Raw genomic sequence first — 19,207 nt, 5'->3', positions numbered from 1 at the left:
TGTGCCTACTCTTGGGGCGATTTGGCCGATTTTTTATCAGCTTTTTCTTGTGCTCGGGCCGCTGCAAAACGCGCGTACCCATACACAAATAGGTACAAGCCCAAGCCCATACTTGCCAACTGCAAAGGCGGTAGCATCAATCCCGCTATTTGATGCGCGCCGAATACAGCCGCAGCACCAGTCAAGCCCATAGTAATTACGCAACCGGCAATATAGGTCAGCGGTACTAACCAGCTGTCAAAAATACGTACGCCGATTAGCGTCACAAAAGCTCCCAAAATAAGGCCCCAAGCAACTGGGACACCGAGTTGGTACCAGCCTAGCCCATAATCAATAATAACGGCTGTTAATTGCGCCTGGGTGGCGTTATAGAACAATAACCCGACCAAGCCGGCCAAGATAACTAATCGTAATTGCAGTGACATAGACTGTCCCACCGTCTCTCTTCAGTTAATTGACTAGCCACGCACTAAGCGCCACGACAATAATAATGATGGGTAACCAAAGTATCGGCGACTGCGCCAACGTAATGGGTTTGGTTTCTTCACGCTCCACGCTGGCGTCAACGGGTGCGCTCGGTTGACGAATAAGCCATACCGTTCCCGCTATCAATAGACCAACACCGATATTACGCCATAGACCGGAATCGTCGCCGGCGGGTGTCAGTACCGCCAACAGGAGTCCCGCAATGATCAGAGCTATAGCCCCTAAACGTTTTACAATACTACTGTTCATGGTTATTGATTTTTCCTTGTTTAGCGGTTTTACGCCAGTTTATAAAAAAGACCAACCAACCCGCGAACATCAAAACGATGCCGATGATAATGGTCACCCAGTTTTGCTCCCAAACGCCGCTTAAGAGCGCAGCAAAACCGATTACAACGACAAGTAATGGAATAAGCATACCGATACCCTCGCGTTGAATTTCCTACACATTACCGAATTCATGGCTACGAAGAAAGTGCCGCAGCGCCCTATTCGACTATTGTCGCGCTCAATGCCATACTAATTGGCAGGAACTGAGGTCAGAACGAAATACCAGATACCAAATACCGAGAGTCCAGTATGAGCCGAACGCCCGATGACAATGTCCCAGAAACTTGTGAATCCGAGCATCGACATCGCGATAGCAGAGTGTTAGTGGCAAAACCACGGCCGTTAACGCCCGCCTTAACGGTCTATCGGATCCTGCCACAAAAACAATTACGCATGGTGGGCCCGTGGTGCTTCCTTGATCATTTTGGCCCGGTTGCTACTGCAGACTACCAACAATTCGATGTCGCCCCGCATCCTCATATAGGCCTGCAAACCATTACCTGGTTATTCTCGGGTCAATTGGTTCACCAAGACAGTTTAGGTTATGAACAGCCCTTGCGCAGTGGGGAATTAAATTTAATGACCAGTGGCGAAGGCATCAGTCATGCCGAAATTGCAGATGCACAGCTCAGTGACCCCTTGCATGGCTTACAGCTCTGGTCTGCGCTGCCACCGCTACATGAACGCACTGAACCGCGCTTTGATCATTATCGTCAGGTGCCTCAGTTCACCATTGGCGATTGCACTGCAACTCTACTGGTCGGCGAATACCGCCAACAAGGTCAACACTATCAATCACCAGCACTGACCTTTCACCCATCACTGGCGCTGATTATCAGTACCGCTCGAGCGACGGCTACCGACTTACATCTGCAGACCGAGTTTGAATATTGTATTTACGTCTGCCGCGGGCGATTAGACTGCGCAGACGCCACGGTACGCGAGCATGAAGTTATTCAACTTGGCGCAAACCGCTCTGAACTGTCCATCGAACTGAGTGCCGACACCACACTCTTAGTACTAGGAGGTGAGGCTTTTGAATTGCCCGTAAAAATGTGGTGGAACTTTGTCAGTAGTGATTTAGAGCGTGTGAAACAAGCACAGCGGGACTGGAATGACGGACATCCGCGCTTCGGTGAGGTCGCACACTATCAGGGCGAGCGGTTGCTGGCTCCGGAGTATCCACAATGATTGCAGCATTTGTAAGAATGACACGTCGACTCGGACTCTGGTTTTTGGCTGCAGGTATTACCGTCGCTATTATTTTTATTTCGGTATTTATTTATAAGTACACCGTGTTCGAGCCCGATCCGCCGCCGCTAGCCGCATGCGAATCCTTACAAGTTGTATTGACCGCTGATAATGGTGCAGAAGTACAGTTGCACGAGTGCAAACGCGGAGATGATAGCTGGCAAGGCTATGAGGTATGGCTCCACGAACCACATAACCAATATTGGCAACGCTTGCTCACTGCTGAATTAGACGGTTGTATGACACTTGGCGTGGCGGATAATGCGGCGTTGGAGGTTTTTCATAGTGCCGGGCGTGGACATTTGAACGTTGCTCGAAGTTCGGTCATTTATCGCGATGTCGATGGCAATCCACATACATTGAGTATCAATGCCGAACGTGTTGTGGATTGCCCTCTCGATTAGCAATCAGCCCAATTTCATGACTATCTTCAGTGGTAGTCGTTTCATCAAAAAGGCCACCAAAGTCCACGGCCAACCCGGTACATAGGCTTGTACCGGCTCTTTTTCGATGGCTTTAACCAACGCCTTACAGCCCGTCTCGGTATCGACCATAAAGGGTGTATTCTTCACCTTTTCATTGATTTCAGAGCGAATAAAACCTGGCAATATCGTACTGGTTTTAATCTTCGAACGAGATCGAATCAAGTCCGCTCGAATCCCCTCCGTCAGCGCCGACAATCCCGCTTTGGTCGCGGCATAAACAGTCATTGCGCGCGGCATCCCGCGGAGTGCTGAAATAGAACTCACCGTTACTAAGTGACCATCCCCTTGTTCGCGAAAGATTTCGAGAGCGGCCTCACATTGTGCAACGGCGGCGACAAAATTGGTTTGCGCCGTTTGTACGTTGGCATGGAAGTAGCCAGTACCTAAAGACGCTCCCTTACCCATTCCAGCATTGACGATGACGCGATCGATGCTGCCAAACTCATCGCGAAATGCTTTGAACACGCTAAAAACCTTTTCGTGATCATTCACATCGAGCGCTTTCACCGATACCCTGGTTTGCGGATAATCAGCTTCAAGTTCGGCTTTTAGTGCTTCGAGACGGTCGGTCCGACGTGCGCACAATGCTAAATTGCGGCCGAGTTTAGCAAACTCACGCGCCATGCCCTCGCCCAGCCCTGAGCTTGCACCGGTAATAAGTATTGTTTGACGTACCATGCTTTATCCTTGCTTGATGAGCTTACGCGCTCGCCAATGTAAATAATTCACCAAAAACCAGAAGTTCTTGAACGAAGGATTACGTGTCTGCTTATGGTGATAACGATAATAAATTTGTTGTGCGATGACACTCAGTCGGAATAGCCCAAATACCTCGTAAAAGGTGAAATCACGCACATCGACATTCATTTTTGCGCAGTAATAATCAATGACTTCTTGCCGCGTAAACATGCCTGGTAAGTGGGTCGGTTGGCGGCGCGTCGATTGCGCGATGCGATCATCGTCCGCTTGAATCCAGTACGCCAGCATATTGCCAACGTCCATCAATGGATTTCCCAACGTCGCCAATTCCCAGTCTAGTACTCCGATAATTTCGGTTGGGTCATTGCTATTGAGTACTAGGTTGTCAAAGCGAAAGTCGTTGTGGGTCATACAAATGGTTTCGTGTTGCGGTTGATGTTCAGCTAACCACTTCATGATGCCTTTGCCACTCGGCACATTCCAGGTCTTAGCACGGCGATAACGTTCGCTCCAACCACTCACCTGGCGCTCGGTGTAGCCTGCGCCCTTCGCTAGATCGGTGAGACCGGCCTGCTGAATATCCACTTGATGCAGCTCAATCAAACAATCCAACGCGCGTTGGCATAATGTTCGCGTTTGCGCTTCACTCAAAACCAGTTCGCGCGGCATATTCTTCCGCGGGATAATGCCAGCAATACGCTCCATGACATAGAATTCAGCACCAATCACAGCTTCGTCGCTGCAATGCAAGAGCATTTCAGGGACGTATGGAAACACTGCCTTCAACGCTTTTTGAATACGGTATTCACGGCCCATGTCATGCGCTGATTTAGCTTTAGTTCCAGCAGGTGGACGCCGCAAAATCAAGTCGGCATTGTCAAATTGCAAACGATAGGTCCAATTGGACGCACCTCCTGCATATTGTGTAATGCGCACATCGCCCTCTAGTTGCGGCAGCTGTTGCTTGAGATAGGCTACTAATGGAGCTTCGGGCAGCGCTTCACCATCGCGCACTCGGCCGGCTTTATCTTCCGCCGTCGCGAGATTGGCTTGGCTCATGACTCACGCTCCCGGTATTTGTTCAGTTCAACTTTCGCAATAGTTGCACGGTGCACGGCATCCGGACCGTCCGCAATCCGCAGTGCGCGAGCGACGGCGAACAAGTTCGTGAGCGGCACATCATGTGACATGCCTGCACCACCATAGAGTTGAATAGCTTCATCAACTACTTTCTGCAAGACGCTGGGCGCTGCTAATTTAATCGCTGAGATCTCAGCGAGCGCTTTCATCGCCCCCACTTGATCGATTTTCCATGCCGCGAAAAACGTCAACAGCCGCGCTTGATCGATAGCGACACGCATATCAGCAACCCGTTCCATATTGCCGCCTAGTTGCAATAGTGGTCGCCCGAAAGCGATTCGCTCTTGACCGCGCTGCATAAACAGCTGCAATGCCTTTTCTGCTGCACCCAGAGCACGCATACAATGGTGAATTCGTCCTGGACCCAGTCGTCCTTGTGCAATTTTGAAGCCATCGCCCAAGCCACCAATCACATTTTCCTTAGGTACACGCACTTGATCAAATAACACCTCGCCGTGACCGTAGGGCGCATCATATTCGCCAAACGCCGGCAACATGCGTTCAATGATCACACCGGACGTATCAAGGGGCACAATTACCATACTATGACGTTGATGTTTAGCTGCATCGGGGTCGGTCAATCCCATCACAATCGCAAACTTCGCATCCGGGTGCCCTAACCCAGTTGACCACCACTTGCGACCAGAAATCACGACATCATCACCATCTGCAACAATACGAGCTTGCATATTTGTCGCATCTGAAGACGCTACGTCGGGCTCTGTCATGCAAAAAACAGATCGAATATCACCCGCTAATAGTGGCTCTAACCATTGCTGCTGCTGTTGTTTCGTACCAAAGTGATACAGCACTTCCATATTCCCAGTATCGGGAGCATTACAATTAAAAACCTCTGGAGCCAACAGGCTATGCCCCATCACTTCAGCTAGAGGCGCGTACTCCAGTGTCGTAAGTCCAGCCCCCAGATCGTCATCCGGTAAAAATAGATTCCACAAGCCCTGCGCTTTGGCTTTGGCTTTCAATTCATGCACTAGTGGCGGTACCTGCCAAGTGCGCCAATCCGCCGAGCCGTTTAAGCGCCGACATTCCTTATGGTAATTTGCTTCATTCGGCTCGATATGATCGCGCATGAATTGAATAAGGCGCTGCCGATACTCGGTTGTTTTCGCACTTGGAGTAAAATCCATGAGAATCCTGCCTTGCTACTAAAGTTAAACGCATGTTTGAATGATTGTAGAGAGCCTGCTCGCAACATTCAATACGAATGCTCATTGTAATACAGCTGCTGAGCGTAACTGGGGAGGCGTTCAACGAGAAAATCAACAAATACCCGCACTGCAGGTAATAAGCCCCGTCGATAGGGATACACTAAATGCATGATTCCTAGAGGCAAACTCCATTCCGGCAACACTCGCTGTAATTGCAGTTGTTGCACCGCATCTGAACAGATGTAGTTGGGCAGAGCAACCATCCCTTGACCCGCAATCGCTGCTTCACGGAGAACGAACATGTCATCGGTAATAAGTCGCGGTTGATAGCTGATACTCAGTTTATCGCCGCTAGTGTGCGTCAACTCGTAGCGGTAACGGCCACTGCTATAGTGCATCGATAACAACGGCACTTGCAGAATATCCAAGGGGTGCTCGATTGCATGCTGATTGAGCAAATCTGGCGCGGCATACAAGGTTGTCGGCGCTCGACTCAACGTCCGGGCGATAAGCGAAGAATCCTCGATCGTCGGTCGCACTCGCAACGCAACATCGATGCCTTCCTCGATGAGATTGACGGGTTGATTAGTCACCCGCCAATGAATACGAACCTCGGGATAAAGCGCCATAAACTCAGGTAGCAAATGTACCAACAAGCTCTGGCTAATAGCATAAGGACACGACACATGAATATCACCCCTTGGCGTTTGCTGCACCATCTGTGTGACTTGTTGAGCGGCCTCTGCGGCTGCCACTAAGCTCTCACAATGCACTAAAAAAGCCTGGCCAATATCAGTGACCTTTAAGCCCCGCGTACTACGATGTAGCAGCCGCACGCCTTGCTCACTCTCGAGCTCAGTCAAGCGTCGACTTAACGTTGACTTAGGCATACCAAGCTCGCGCGCGGCTTCACTGATACTGCCAGCTGCAACAGTTTTGGCAAACAACAGATAATTCGTTAAATCAGGCAGCATCTTCCCCCCTACGTCAGCTAATGGCTACTAGCTACTGGTTACTCGCTACTAGCGATCTGTGTTTTCGAGTAACTAGTAACCAATAGCCAGTGACGCACTGATGTTCCATATATGGAACGTTTGATTCTAATTTAGCCTACTACCGTTAGTAATGGAACAGCTTAATATAGTAAACAGAGTACACAGCGCACCTTTGGCTACGGCCATTCTTTGTTTGGAGGTTGTATGAAGATATTACATTTAGATTCTGGATTATTTATTGGCCAATCGGTCAGCCGCAAGTTAAGCGCGGGTATTGTTGAACGTTTACTGAAAACGGGCAGCCATGAGGTCACGTATCGTGACTTAGTCACTCAGCCAGTCCCGCATTTAGATGCGGAAACGTTGATGGATGGTGAGAATGCTCTAAGTCAGGAGTTGATTGCTGAGTTGCAAGCTGCTGACATTATTGTCATTGGTGCCCCTATGTATAACTTCACGATTCCTACTCAGCTCAAAGCTTGGCTTGACCGTGTATTAAAGGCTGGTGTTACCTTTCAATATACTGAGCAAGGTCCACAAGGGCTGTTGACCGATAAAACGGTTTATATCGCGTCAGGTCGTGGCGGTATCTACAGTAAAGGCGAAGCTGCAGCAATGGATCACCAAGAAAGCTATTTGCGTCAAGCATTGGGTTTTATTGGGATAACCAATGTTCATGTGGTTCGCGCAGAAGGCGTGAACTTAGGTGAAGAGCCGCGTGAGCAAGCGCTGCAAGCAGCACAGGCGGAAATTGAGGCGCTCGCATAGCGCCTCAATGTGGCCATATTAAAGCTGGGTGCTGTAATTGATCGGTACCCAGCGATAACCCTGCTCTTCCTCACTTAAATGACCAATACCAGGAAATGCCACGTGAGCGCCAGCAGCCCAATAACCTTGTTCAGCAACTTCTTGAAAAATCCGTTGCCGCTGAGCAAAAGCTTGCTCACTGTTGGTGTCGAAGGCAATGGTGACGCTCGGATCCTCAAATTGAACACTGGCGACGTGCATAATATCGCCCCAAACCACGAGTGTCTCACCTTGACTCTCAACATGATAAACACTATGACCGGGCGTATGTCCGGGAGTTGGATTCACCGTTACACCTGACACCAGCTCATCTCCATCTGCAAAGGTAACGAGTTGATTGCTGTCGCGATAAGGTAGTAACGACGCTTGGGCACCTTGGAAAAAACCTTTGTCACTCTCGGCAGCCGCATTCAAATTGGCCTCACTCAGCCAAAAATCAGCGTCATCTGCATCCACATATACCGTCGCTTGACTAAATACCTTTTCACCTTCATGCATCAAGCCGCCGACATGATCGGGATGCATGTGCGTAATCAGGATCACGTCAATATCCTCCGGTTTGTAGCCAGCCATCCACAAATTTTGGCGGAAGAAACCCAACGTCGGCCCGAATAGTGAACCGGCCCCGGTATCAATCAGAATTTGCTGTTCGCCAGTATCCACTAAATAGCCATTGACGGACGTCTCTAACGGGCTTGCTAAAAAGTCTTCGGCAAGGCGCTGCTTCACTGCGTCTGCATCCATGTGAAGTAGATCGTGTACTGGCAGATTTACGGTGCCATCGCTAATCGCAGTAACTTTAAAATCCCCCAGTGTCATACGATAGAACCCAGGCGCTTGTTTAACACTCTCTGATTCTTCCATCGCTACGACCGCTGAGGATAGCGTTAACGAGACAATGATGCTTGCTGTGGTGAGCACGTCCTTCATAGCTTTTATCTCCTGTCATTAAATACGTTCATGAACTATTCAGTCTAGACAATGTACAGACAGCCTGAGTATTTAGATCGCGCATCGTTACTATTTTCCAGATCAACTTCACAAGTTTATGGAGCACTTCTCAGCAACGCACTCGCGAATTGTTGATGAGTCAACTGCTGAAGAGTTTCTTGAAACACTGTGTATTGATCGGACTGCGCAGTTGAGCGTGCTAGAAACTCCTGCCAAAAGTAATAGATTCCGAATGGATACTCGCGCAATAGCGCCTCGTCAATTCGCTTGGCTAACAACATTCCGCATGCATAGTCTTGCCGAATCCTGTCATCTGGGTTCGCTTGCGCACATAATTTCTCTGCCCGCGCTAACCTCAACTCTAAATATCCAGTGGATACACCAATGCTTTCTAAATAGCGATATGCCATCCACTCGGCGCTTCCTTCATGGATCCAAGCATGATCATTATCGAATAGATTGCGTTGATAGAGATGAGCCACTTCGTGAGCAAAAAACCACAAAGTGTCATTGACGAAGGTTGGCTCAATCATTCTGTCCTCAAGTGCCATGCCGTACCAATGCACGAACAATTGATTGCCAATTACCCCACCTTGGTTACCGTAACGGCCATTCGAGGTGCTACTGTACGAAGCGAACACCATTGGCGCGGTTTCTAGGGCTCCTAAGCGCGCCGCGAAGTAATCCAACATCGGCTCTAGACTGTTTCGCAGTTCACTTTGCAGTGCTGCAGGAATACCTTGGTCAATCAACAGTGGCATGCCGCTTTGATTCGGCTGCTGGTCGCCCACATAAACCATCAAACCGTCATCCGCACTTTCATACCAACTGAGGTCTCCAGTCGCGGATGCAGTGGGAATCACAATGGAATCAGTGGATGCGCTCTGCATAGTGAAGTAAAAGCGAAATTGACCGGCAAACTCACAGGATTCTGGGCAAACTTTGAAACGACCGCTAAACCATGCCATACCACCATCCGAATAAGGTGAAAATGGCGCATAATCTTGTTCAAGATAGATATATGTGGGAGTCAATTCGAAACTGACAAACTGGAAAGGTTGTTGATCGACGCGTTGTATATATTCATCACCATTGGCAGCAACGGCAATCATAAACTCGCCGGACTCCGGAGACCAACGGGTAACACGACTTTGATCTGGCGTACGAATAAACTCGAGTTGGGTAACCGGCTCAGCTAACTGGTATTGGATCCACCATCGATCGCTTAAACCCGTTTGTTCGCGGTACATATTCACATTGATTTGTTCACGCGGCTGTTGCGCGTATATGTACAGCGCAAACACGCCTAGTGCGCAACAGAGCAACACGAACAACCGAATGGAACGATTCTGCATAGGTCCTCACCACGAATGAGTCGGTATGTCACTCACCTCGACTACTGCCGGCGACTCATGACCACCCAAGCGATACCGCTGATAATTAAGACAGTGGCAATAAATAAACGCATTGTCAGAGCTTCGCTGGCAAATAACACGCCACCTAACGTCGCCACGACCGGTACCGTCAATTGACTCACAGCGGCAATAGTAACCGTTAAATGAGGCAGCGCTAAATACCAAATAGCATAACCCACACCTGAGGTAAGGCTGCCTGATAAGATTGCCAACGCTACACCCTTTTCACTCCATACAGAGTGCTCGATTGTCATGAGTAAAAGCAAGCCTAACAGCGGTAAGGTTCGCGTAAAGTTGCTGGCGGTATCCAGCAACGGCTGTTTTGACCCGCGACCAACCAATGAGTAGATGCCCCAGCAACAGCCCGCTGTGATCATCAAAGCTACCCCAAGTGACGAATCCGGCACACTCAGCTGCGGCTTAATCAAATACACAAATCCTGTAAACGCCAGTCCGACGCCAAGCCATTCGCGCAACATGACTCGATTGCCCTGCCACCAACCAATCAGCAACATAGAGAGTTGTACTGAAGTAAATAAAATAAGAGCACCAATTCCTGTTTCTAACGTGACGTAAGCAAAGGAAAAGGCGATAGCATAACCAAATAACGCGAAAGCCCCACGCCAACTTCCCCCGCGTGTAAACTGTCGCGGGGGATGTCCGCGTAGCGCTAGGATCAGACACAAGGTCACGATTCCAGCGAAGAGTCGCAACCACGTGAAGGTGCCCGCATCAATAGCGTCATCCTTGAGTGCCAACCGCGTCAAAATGGAATTTCCCGCGAACGCCACAATCGCGAGCACGGTCATCAGGACTAAGGTGAATGGATTCAGCTTTTGTACCTTAGTCACGGCTTTGCTTACTGAGCAGGTAATCGAGGCCACCCGTGATAGCTGCAACTTGCGCAACAATGCATTCTTCAGGGTTTGTTTTTGGACTATCTGGGTACACCTCGGTCGTCGTCACATAAGCTGCGTTGGTCATACCCATACATAACCCTAATGGCTTCGCAGCGTAGTTGATAACACCCGCTTGCTCCATTGGAACGCCGATAAAGTTACCTTGATCGTCAGGTTCAGCAATATGCGTGATAGCGCCGACACTTCGAATAATAGCGGCCTGAAAATCAGCCTCCGCCCGGTCGGCGTCCCCGACTAAATAAAATCCATCTGGAATATTCCAGTTGGTGTTCACCGTCCCTTCTTTCGCTGCAAGAGCTGGGCGAAACTCCGAGTTATCGGTATCAGTTGTCTCATGCAAATCAACATGCATTGCAATAGGCGTCTTCAGTCGCGCGAGATACTGCATCGGTAATTCTGACTCCAACACGCCACTTCCTTCCTTGAAGGAACGGTTTGGATCAGCTGCAGTAGGATTCCAGCGGTTTATGGTTTCATACCCCCATGGACTGAGGCAGGGAAACACGACAATATTTACTTGGTCTTCATAAGCAGCCGCAGTGGTTTGCAAGAACCGTAAGGCACCATGCACGCCACTTGTTTCATAGCCATGCACACCGCCAGTCACAACAATAGTTGGCAACTCTGGATGCCACTGACGACTCTTAACTACAAACAAATCATATTGCCCAACAGCATACTCAAGATGGCCGTAGCACTCGACGGTAAACTGCTCTTTCAAAGCATCTATAGCAGTCACAACATCATCTACATAAGAGCGTTTCTTGTGTTGTTCACTCAACCATTGCTGCTTTTCCTCTGCGCCCCAGGGTTGGCCTTTCGTGCCGATGTGATAGACAAATTCGTCTGCCATAGAATCCTCTTTTTTTGTGTTGCTGTTTCTGCTCTACTAGATGCTACTAGCGCTCATGGAATAAGCGTATCATGGTTCCGCCGATCACGGCAGCAGGAGATCAATGCAATGCGTATGTTGGGACAACTGGCTTGGTTGTTGTTTGGTGGATTGGCTTTGCTGCTTATTCTTTGGTGGGCTCCGGATAAACCAGTACAACAACTCTACCAACAATACGCCCAAGCTCCATCGCAATTTGCCCAAGTGAATGGTCTGACAGTGCACTATCGAATTGAGGGTATGGCTTCAGCAGCGCCGCCTCTGATATTGCTACATGGCACTTCAGCCAGTCTTCATACTTGGGATGGTTGGGTGAGAGAATTACAGGATCAGCGCCAAATTATCCGCTTAGATTTACCAGGATTTGCACTGACCGGGCCGCGCCTAGATGACGATTACCGCGTCGAAACTTATGCGAATTTTGTTGCTGACTTTGCAAATGCGCTTGGTATTCAGACCTTTGACTTAGGCGGTAATTCTCTCGGTGGTTTTATTGCTTGGAAAACAGCGGAATTTTATCCAGAGCGGGTTTCGCGCCTTATTCTTGTCGACCCAAGTGGTGGTTACGAGTGGAACCCTGAAGAATTACCTTTGGGCTTTCGCATTGCTCAAGCACCTATCCTCAGCTATTCCATGGAGTATTTTACGCCGAAGTTTTTGATTCGCCGTAGTGTCGAGAATGTTTATGGTGACCCCAGCTTAGTCACAGATGAGCTGGTTCAACTGTATTACGATATGACACTTCGGGAGGGGAATCGGCGTGCCTTGCGGCTCAGATTTAAATTGCAGCAGTCTCGCAATGAGAGTGAGACATTACGCACTCTGAGCCAACCGACGCTCATTCTTTGGGGTGGTCGTGACACACTCATTCCGGTTGCCAACGCGCATAAATACGCAGCGGATTTACCCAACAATGTGTTAGTTATTTATCCAGAACTGGGGCATGTTCCACACGAAGAGGCTCCAGCCCAGACCGCCGAAGCAGTACGCGCATTTTTGCGCTAAAACGAAAAAAGCCACTCCGCATTCGGAGTGGCTTTTGTAGTCGTGAACACTAAACTAGGCTTACCAGCCTGTTTTCTCACGTAATGCTTTACCAATTTCTGCAAGACTACGTACAGTTTTAACGCCTGCTGCTTCTAACGCTGCAAACTTCTCATCTGCTGTGCCTTTACCACCAGAAATGATAGCGCCCGCATGACCCATGCGCTTACCCGGAGGTGCTGTAACACCCGCAATGTAAGACACAACAGGCTTGGTGACGTTGTTTTTGATGTATTCCGCAGCTTCTTCTTCTGCAGTACCACCAATTTCACCAATCATGACGATCGCTTCGGTTTTTGGATCTTTCTCGAACATCGCTAAGATATCGATAAAGTTTGAACCTGGAATCGGGTCACCACCGATGCCAACACAGGTAGACTGACCAAAACCTTCGTCCGTTGTTTGTTTCACGGCTTCATAGGTCAACGTACCTGAACGCGAAACGATACCGACTTTACCTGGCTTATGGATGTGACCTGGCATGATCCCGATCTTACACTCACCCGGAGTGATCACACCTGGGCAGTTTGGACCAATCATCCGCACGCCTTTGTGCGTCAAGTATTCTTTCACATACAGCATGTCCAGTGTTGGAATGCCTTCAGTGATACAAACGATCAGTTCGATACCAGCGTCTGCAGCTTCAACAATAGAGTCTTTACAGAATGGTGCTGGTACGTAGATAACCGATGCAGTAGCGCCTGTTTGTTCAACAGCTTCACGCACCGTGTTAAAAACTGGCAAACCTAAATGCGTTTGACCGCCTTTGCCTGGAGTGACACCGCCAACCATTTGCGTTCCATAAGCAATCGCTTGCTCAGAATGGAAGGTACCTTGGCCACCGGTAAAACCTTGGCAAATAACTTTCGTATTTTTATCGATCAAGATAGACATTATTGACCTCCTGCCGCAGCAACCACTTTATCAGCAGCATCAGACAAGCTCTCAGCTGCAATAATATTGAGGCCACTTTCCGCTAACTTCTGACGACCCAATTCTGCGTTGTTACCTTCTAAACGAACAACAACCGGAACTTTCACGCCGACTTCTTCCACTGCACCCATAATGCCTTCAGCAATCATGTCGCAACGGACAATACCACCAAAGATGTTGACGAGTACGGCTTTGACAGCCTTGTCAGACAGGATAATTTTAAATGCTTCAGTAACGCGCTCTTTGGTCGCACCGCCGCCCACGTCAAGAAAGTTTGCTGGCTGACCGCCGGCTAACTTGACGATGTCCATGGTACCCATAGCCAGACCTGCACCATTGACCATACAGCCAATGTTACCGTCCAATGCTACGTAGTTGAGTTCCCATTTCGCTGCTTGTGCTTCACGCTCGTCTTCTTGTGAAGGATCGTGCATTTCACGAATCTTCGGCTGACGATACAAGGCGTTGCTATCGATATTGATTTTACCGTCCAAGCAATGCAAATCGCCTTGCTCGGTGATGACCAGCGGATTGATTTCCAACAACGCGAAATCATACTGCTCGAACATTTTGGCCAAACCAAGGAAGATCTTGGTGAATTGCTTCACTTGATCCGCGTTCAAGCCTAATTTGAAACCCAGCTCACGACCTTGGTATGGCTGTGCGCCGACCGTTGGGTCAATGATCGCTTTCAGAATTTTTTCAGGTGTTTCTTCAGCAACTTTCTCAATCTCAACACCACCTTCAGTTGATGCCATGAACACGATTTTACGTGTTGCACGGTCAACAACAGCACCGAGATAAAGCTCTGAGCCGATATCAGTCAAGCTCTCAACCAAAATTTTGGTAACTGGCTGGCCATTTGCATCCGTTTGATAGGTCACAAGGTTTTTGCCGATCCAGTTGTTCGCAAATGCGCGAACGTCGTCGAGGCTAGAGACCAACTTCACGCCGCCCGCTTTACCGCGACCGCCTGCGTGTACTTGGGTTTTCACTACCCAACGCTCACCACCAATTTTCTTTGCAGCTTCAACGGCTTCTTCCGCAGTGTCTACCGCGTAGCCTTCTGATACTGGCAAACCAAACTCTCTAAAAAGTTGTTTGGCTTGATACTCATGCAAGTTCATGATGCTCTTCCGATTCGTTTGAACAACTTAAGCAGCCACCGTGGCCACTACCCGAAAATCGCGCGCATTTTACAGCTTTGCGTGCGAAAAAGACAGCCGCCGGGAAGATTTCTCTTTGCGGCGGCTGTGTATTTTCTTTACACGTCTAACAACAGACGTTGTGGATCTTCCAGTAACTCTTTGATGGTTACCAAGAAGCCGACAGATTCTTTCCCGTCGATAATACGATGATCATAAGATAAGGCTAAATACATCATCGGTAGGATTTCAACTTTCCCATCTACCGCCATTGGACGATCTTGGATTTTGTGCATCCCCAAAATAGCGCTTTGTGGCGGATTTAAAATAGGCGTCGATAATAATGAACCAAACACACCACCGTTGGTGATGGTGAAATTACCGCCCTGCATATCATCCATGGTCAATTTACCATCACGACCTTTTAGAGCTAAATCACGAATCCCATTTTCAATGTCAGCGATACTCATTTTATCGGTGTCACGCAATACTGGTGTAACCAGACCACGTGGCGTTGATACCGCAATGCTGATATCGAAATAGTTGTGATAAACAATGTCATCACCATCAATCGATGCATTGACGTCTGGGAAACGTTTCAACGCTTCAGTCACCGCTTTCACATAAAAGCCCATGAAGCCTAAACGAGTGTCATGACGCTCTTCGAATACATCTTTGTACTTCTTACGTAAGTCCATGATTGGCTTCATGTTGACTTCGTTAAACGTTGTCAACATAGCCGTCGCATTCTTCGCCTCTAACAAGCGCTTGGCAATAGTCTTGCGCAGGCGCGTCATTGGCACGCGTTTCTGATCGCGATCACCGCCAGAAGCTGGTGCTGCGGCTGGCTGAGCCGCTGGAGATTCTTTCTTACCACCGTCTTTCATGTGTTTCTCTACATCTTCCTTCGTTACCCGACCGCCTTTACCGGTGCCCTTGATATCCGCAGCTTTTAAGTTGTGCTCGGCGAGCAAACGGCGCACTGCTGGGCCCGCAACGTCGCTATCGCTATCATCATCAGAACTCGATTCAGCTTTATCTGCTTTATCGTCTTTTTTGGCAGGTTCAGCCGCGGCACTACCGCCCGCTTCAACAATACCAATCACGTCATCAGCACCGACCGTTGCGCCCTCTTCGTGTTTGATTTCAGCCAACACGCCGTCAGCTGGAGCCACAACTTCAAGAACGACCTTGTCAGTTTCGATATCCACTAGGTTCTGATCACGTTTGACCGCATCGCCGGCCTTCACATGCCAGGTTGCAATCGTAGCATCAGCAACTGACTCTGGTAGCGTCGGTACTTTGACCTCAAGCTTCTCACCGCTACCTGAACTCTTCTCCGCTGGCTTGGTTGATTTCTCTTCTTTGGCATCAGCTTTCGATTCATCTTTCGAGTCTGACTTAGACTCTGACTTGTCTTCTTCTTTGGAGTCAGATTTAGCGGCTGCGCCATCGCCCTTCTCGAGTTTACCGATAACTTCTTCGGCACCGACGGTTGCGCCTTCTTCAGCAATTATCTCGCCAATGACACCATCTTCGGGCGCTACCACTTCGAGTACCACTTTATCGGTTTCAATATCGACCAAATTCTGATCGCGCGACACTTTGTCACCTGGCTTGACGTGCCAAGTAGCGACTGTTGCATCAGCAACAGATTCAGGGAGTTGAGGAACTTTTATATCAATAGCCATGGTCAAATATCACCTATTTAATGGTTAGCGCGTCATCGACTAATTGGGATTGCTGCTTATTGTGCTCTGTTAAATAACCCACCGCTGGGGCAGCTGACGCCGCCCGGCCTGCGTAAGTTAATTCTGCACCTTTCGGAATGACTGCCCAGAAATTGTGCTGGCTACTGTACCAAGCGCCTTGGTTCTGAGGCTCTTCCTGACACCAAACAAAATCTTTCACATGCTGATAATCTTTCAAAATTTCAGCAACTTCTTCAGCTGGGAACGGATACAACTGCTCTATCCGCACTATCGCAACATCTTCTTGTTCACGCTTGCGACGCTCTTGGAGAAGATCGTAGTACACTTTCCCCGAACAGAACACGACTCGTTTAACTTTCTTCGGCGTCAACTCATCCACTTCCGCAATAGCATTCTGGAACACACCGGTAGTCAATTCTTCCAACTCAGACACTGCTAACGGATGACGCAACAATGACTTCGGTGTCATGACAATCAGCGGACGGCGCACTGGACGCAAATGCTGTCGACGAATCATATGAAATACTTGCGCTGGTGTTGTTGGCACACAGACTGACCAGTTGTGGTCCGCAGATAGCTGCAAGAAACGCTCTAAGCGTGCCGAGCTATGCTCCGGCCCCTGACCTTCGTAGCCATGCGGTAGCAACAACGTAAGGCCACACAAACGCCCCCATTTCTGCTCCCCCGAGCTCAAGAACTGGTCAATGACTACTTGCGCACCATTCACGAAGTCGCCGAATTGCGCTTCCCACATCACCAGAGCTTTAGGTTCTGCTGTTGCGTAGCCATATTCAAAAGCAACGACTGCAGCTTCTGAGAGCACAGAATCATAAATTTCAATCTTGCCTTGACCGTCGCGAATATTATTCAACGGCATATAGGTCGATGCGTCTTCTTGGTTATGCAGCACCGCATGTCGATGGAAAAAGGTTCCGCGACCACTGTCTTGACCCGTCAGACGAATATGAACGCCTTGATCGACTAATGTCGCATATGCCAACGTTTCAGCAAAGCCCCAGTCGGCTGGCTTGTCACCGGCAGCCATTTTCAGGCGCTCGTCGTAAACTTTACCAACCCGAGAATGCAATGCATGGGAGTCAGGAACCGTACTGGCTGCTTTACCTAATGCTTTCACTTGTTCGAGACTGATTTTCGCGTCGTATTCGACGTTCCATTCGTTATCAATAAATGGCTTCCAGTCCGATGAATGACTCTTCATCTCACGGAATTCATCAACGACAATTTCACCTTTATCGAGCAAGTCGCGATAATCACTCACTAGTTGCTCTAAATCTTTGTCTTTGATAACACCGTTGCTCAACAAACGCTCAGCATAGACTTCGCGCGGCACTGGATGCTGCTTCACTTTTGCGTACATCAACGGCTGTGTGGCGCTCGGCTCATCCGCTTCATTATGGCCATGACGGCGATAGCAGACGAGGTCAATCATCACGTCGCGTTGGAAAGTGTTGCGGTAATCCAATGCTAATTGAGTGACAAACACAACGGCTTCGGGATCATCTGCATTCACGTGGAAAATTGGCGCCTGCACCATCTTCGCAATATCCGTACAATACTGCGTCGAGCGACTGTCTTCACGTTTGGACGTAGTGAAACCGACCTGGTTATTAATCACAATTCGAATCGAGCCGCCAACTTGGAATGCTCGAGTCTTCGACATATTAAACGTTTCTTGCACAATGCCTTGTCCGGCAATAGCGGCATCACCGTGTATCGTAATCGGGAGCACTTTTGAACCTGTGCTATCACCAAGACGGTCCATCCGTGCGCGAACGGAACCCATCACTACAGGATTCACAATTTCTAAGTGCGATGGGTTAAATGCGAGCGCCAAGTGCACATCGCCGCCCTTCGTAGCAAAGTCAGACGAGAAACCCATATGGTATTTCACATCGCCCGAGCCTTTATTGACCGCATGCTTGCCGGCGAATTCATCGAATAAATCGGCTGGCTTTTTACCCAACACGTTGACTAACACGTTGAGTCGACCACGGTGAGCCATACCGATAACTACTTCTTTGCTGCCTTGCTCACCAGCACGGTGAATCAATGCTTTCAGCATTGGCACCAAGCTGTCGCCGCCCTCTAAACTGAAGCGTTTAGCGCCAGGGAACTTGGAACCTAAATATTTTTCCAACCCATCAGCGGCGACCAATTCTTTTAGAATACGCTGCTGCAGGTCTTGGCTGAATTCTGGACGCCCCAAGACACCTTCTAAACGCTGCTGAATCCAGCGTTTCTCGCGCGTGGATACGATGTGCATGTATTCTGCACCAATCGAGCCGCAATAGATTTGGTTGAGGGTCTTATGAATATCACCGAGCTTCATCGTGTCTTTGCCAACAGCTAAAGACCCGACGTTAAATTCTTTGTCATAATCGTCTTTCGACAATTCATGATGCTCTAAGGTTAAATCTGGAACTGTCGGCTGCTTCCATAAATCGAGCGGGTCCAGATTTGCGTGCTGATGGCCGCGGAACCGGTAGGCATTGATGAGCTGGAGTACTTTGACTTGCTTTTGATCGGGCGCTGCTGCAACCGTGGTTCCAGCTTGCTTGAACTTATTTTTTGCCGCTTCACGAAATTGTTCGCGAATGGTGCTCAGTTTGGTATCGGCTCGACCATCATCGCTCGGCAACTGATCAAAAAAGTGGCGCCATTCGTCGCCTACCGCCGTTGGATCGTCAAGGTAAACCTCAAATAGCTCCTCAACATAGGCCATATTACCACCAGCCAGGTGGGAGGATTCTAGCCAGGCTTGCATTACGCCATCTTGCATCGCTGTTCCTTCACACTCGTTTTACAAAAAAAT

Annotated in this window: 19 protein-coding genes; 4 read left to right on the top strand and 15 right to left on the bottom strand. The window is 49.0% G+C overall.

Annotation, left to right across the window (positions count from 1 at the left end; genetic code table 11):
- Positions 1-5 precede the first annotated feature (5 nt).
- From CWE22_RS01300 to CWE22_RS01290, 3 genes are read right to left on the bottom strand one after another with little or no spacing between them, the layout of a single operon-like run.
- A complete protein-coding gene (locus CWE22_RS01300) occupies positions 6-425 on the bottom strand; it encodes a hypothetical protein (protein ID WP_211618583.1) in 420 nt (139 codons plus the stop codon).
- A gap of 25 nt (positions 426-450) precedes the next feature.
- Positions 451-735 (bottom strand): hypothetical protein, encoded by a 285-nt coding sequence (locus tag CWE22_RS01295; protein WP_169929599.1) that lies wholly within the window; start codon positions 733-735, stop codon positions 451-453.
- On the bottom strand, positions 725-904 hold the full coding sequence (locus tag CWE22_RS01290; RefSeq protein ID WP_169929598.1) for a hypothetical protein: 180 nt from the start codon (positions 902-904) through the stop codon (positions 725-727). Before CWE22_RS01290 ends, CWE22_RS01295 begins: the two co-directional genes overlap by 11 nt.
- Positions 905-1,065: 161 nt before the next feature.
- Between CWE22_RS01290 and CWE22_RS01285 the strand changes: the two genes are divergently transcribed.
- Entirely contained in the window at positions 1,066-2,007 is a 942-nt protein-coding gene (locus CWE22_RS01285) for a pirin family protein (protein ID WP_169929597.1), read from the top strand.
- Positions 2,004-2,471, top strand: coding sequence for a hypothetical protein (locus CWE22_RS01280; RefSeq protein WP_169929596.1), 468 nt, complete (start codon positions 2,004-2,006; stop codon positions 2,469-2,471). Before CWE22_RS01285 ends, CWE22_RS01280 begins: the two co-directional genes overlap by 4 nt.
- Before the next feature lie 3 nt (positions 2,472-2,474).
- Here CWE22_RS01280 and CWE22_RS01275 read toward each other — a convergent pair whose 3' ends face one another.
- The 4 genes from CWE22_RS01275 to CWE22_RS01260 all read right to left on the bottom strand — a co-directional run bounded on the left by CWE22_RS01275 (position 2,475) and on the right by CWE22_RS01260 (position 6,534).
- On the bottom strand, positions 2,475-3,230 hold the full coding sequence (locus CWE22_RS01275) for an SDR family oxidoreductase (protein ID WP_169929595.1): 756 nt from the start codon (positions 3,228-3,230) through the stop codon (positions 2,475-2,477).
- A gap of 3 nt (positions 3,231-3,233) precedes the next feature.
- Positions 3,234-4,310, bottom strand: a complete 1,077-nt coding sequence (locus CWE22_RS01270) for a phosphotransferase family protein (protein ID WP_169929594.1) — start codon at positions 4,308-4,310, stop codon at positions 3,234-3,236.
- Entirely contained in the window at positions 4,307-5,539 is a 1,233-nt protein-coding gene (locus CWE22_RS01265) for an acyl-CoA dehydrogenase family protein (RefSeq protein ID WP_169929593.1), read from the bottom strand. The genes CWE22_RS01270 and CWE22_RS01265 overlap by 4 nt, the downstream gene beginning before the upstream one ends.
- A 68-nt stretch (positions 5,540-5,607) precedes the next feature.
- Positions 5,608-6,534, bottom strand: a complete 927-nt coding sequence (locus CWE22_RS01260) for a LysR family transcriptional regulator (protein ID WP_169929592.1) — start codon at positions 6,532-6,534, stop codon at positions 5,608-5,610.
- 225 nt (positions 6,535-6,759) lie between these two features.
- On the opposite strand from CWE22_RS01260, the gene CWE22_RS01255 reads away from it, so the two are divergent.
- On the top strand, positions 6,760-7,323 hold the full coding sequence (locus tag CWE22_RS01255; protein WP_169929591.1) for an FMN-dependent NADH-azoreductase: 564 nt from the start codon (positions 6,760-6,762) through the stop codon (positions 7,321-7,323).
- 18 nt (positions 7,324-7,341) lie between these two features.
- Here the strand turns inward: CWE22_RS01255 and CWE22_RS01250 are convergent, their stop codons facing one another.
- From CWE22_RS01250 to CWE22_RS01235, 4 genes are all read right to left on the bottom strand, one after another.
- Positions 7,342-8,292 carry an MBL fold metallo-hydrolase gene (locus CWE22_RS01250; RefSeq protein WP_169929590.1) on the bottom strand — a complete coding sequence of 317 codons (951 nt, stop codon included), beginning with the start codon at positions 8,290-8,292 and terminating at the stop codon, positions 7,342-7,344.
- 116 nt (positions 8,293-8,408) lie between these two features.
- Complete coding sequence (locus CWE22_RS01245) at positions 8,409-9,668, bottom strand: hypothetical protein (RefSeq protein ID WP_169929589.1); 1,260 nt, start codon at positions 9,666-9,668, stop codon at positions 8,409-8,411.
- 41 nt (positions 9,669-9,709) lie between these two features.
- A complete protein-coding gene (locus CWE22_RS01240; protein ID WP_244595922.1) occupies positions 9,710-10,579 on the bottom strand; it encodes a DMT family transporter in 870 nt (289 codons plus the stop codon).
- Complete coding sequence (locus CWE22_RS01235; RefSeq protein ID WP_169929588.1) at positions 10,572-11,501, bottom strand: M14 family metallopeptidase; 930 nt, start codon at positions 11,499-11,501, stop codon at positions 10,572-10,574. Before CWE22_RS01235 ends, CWE22_RS01240 begins: the two co-directional genes overlap by 8 nt.
- A gap of 108 nt (positions 11,502-11,609) precedes the next feature.
- On the opposite strand from CWE22_RS01235, the gene CWE22_RS01230 reads away from it, so the two are divergent.
- Positions 11,610-12,545, top strand: a complete 936-nt coding sequence (locus tag CWE22_RS01230; protein ID WP_169929587.1) for an alpha/beta fold hydrolase — start codon at positions 11,610-11,612, stop codon at positions 12,543-12,545.
- Between the two features lie 60 nt (positions 12,546-12,605).
- Here CWE22_RS01230 and sucD read toward each other — a convergent pair whose 3' ends face one another.
- The 4 genes from sucD to CWE22_RS01210 form a co-directional block, all read right to left on the bottom strand.
- Positions 12,606-13,478 (bottom strand): succinate--CoA ligase subunit alpha, encoded by an 873-nt coding sequence (sucD, locus tag CWE22_RS01225; RefSeq protein ID WP_169929586.1) that lies wholly within the window; start codon positions 13,476-13,478, stop codon positions 12,606-12,608.
- Positions 13,478-14,644 (bottom strand): ADP-forming succinate--CoA ligase subunit beta, encoded by a 1,167-nt coding sequence (gene sucC / locus CWE22_RS01220; RefSeq protein WP_169929585.1) that lies wholly within the window; start codon positions 14,642-14,644, stop codon positions 13,478-13,480. Before sucC ends, sucD begins: the two co-directional genes overlap by 1 nt.
- 137 nt (positions 14,645-14,781) lie before the next feature.
- Positions 14,782-16,353 carry a 2-oxoglutarate dehydrogenase complex dihydrolipoyllysine-residue succinyltransferase gene (odhB, locus tag CWE22_RS01215; protein WP_169929584.1) on the bottom strand — a complete coding sequence of 524 codons (1,572 nt, stop codon included), beginning with the start codon at positions 16,351-16,353 and terminating at the stop codon, positions 14,782-14,784.
- A 13-nt stretch (positions 16,354-16,366) separates the two neighbouring features.
- Complete coding sequence (locus CWE22_RS01210) at positions 16,367-19,174, bottom strand: 2-oxoglutarate dehydrogenase E1 component (protein ID WP_169929583.1); 2,808 nt, start codon at positions 19,172-19,174, stop codon at positions 16,367-16,369.
- Between the last annotated feature and the right edge of the window lie 33 nt (positions 19,175-19,207).

The organism is Pseudidiomarina aestuarii, assembly GCF_003987355.1.
GTDB lineage: Bacteria > Pseudomonadota > Gammaproteobacteria > Enterobacterales > Alteromonadaceae > Pseudidiomarina > Pseudidiomarina aestuarii.
Note: the sequence above shows the minus strand (reverse complement) of the source record. Positions and strands in the feature narration are given on the sequence as shown.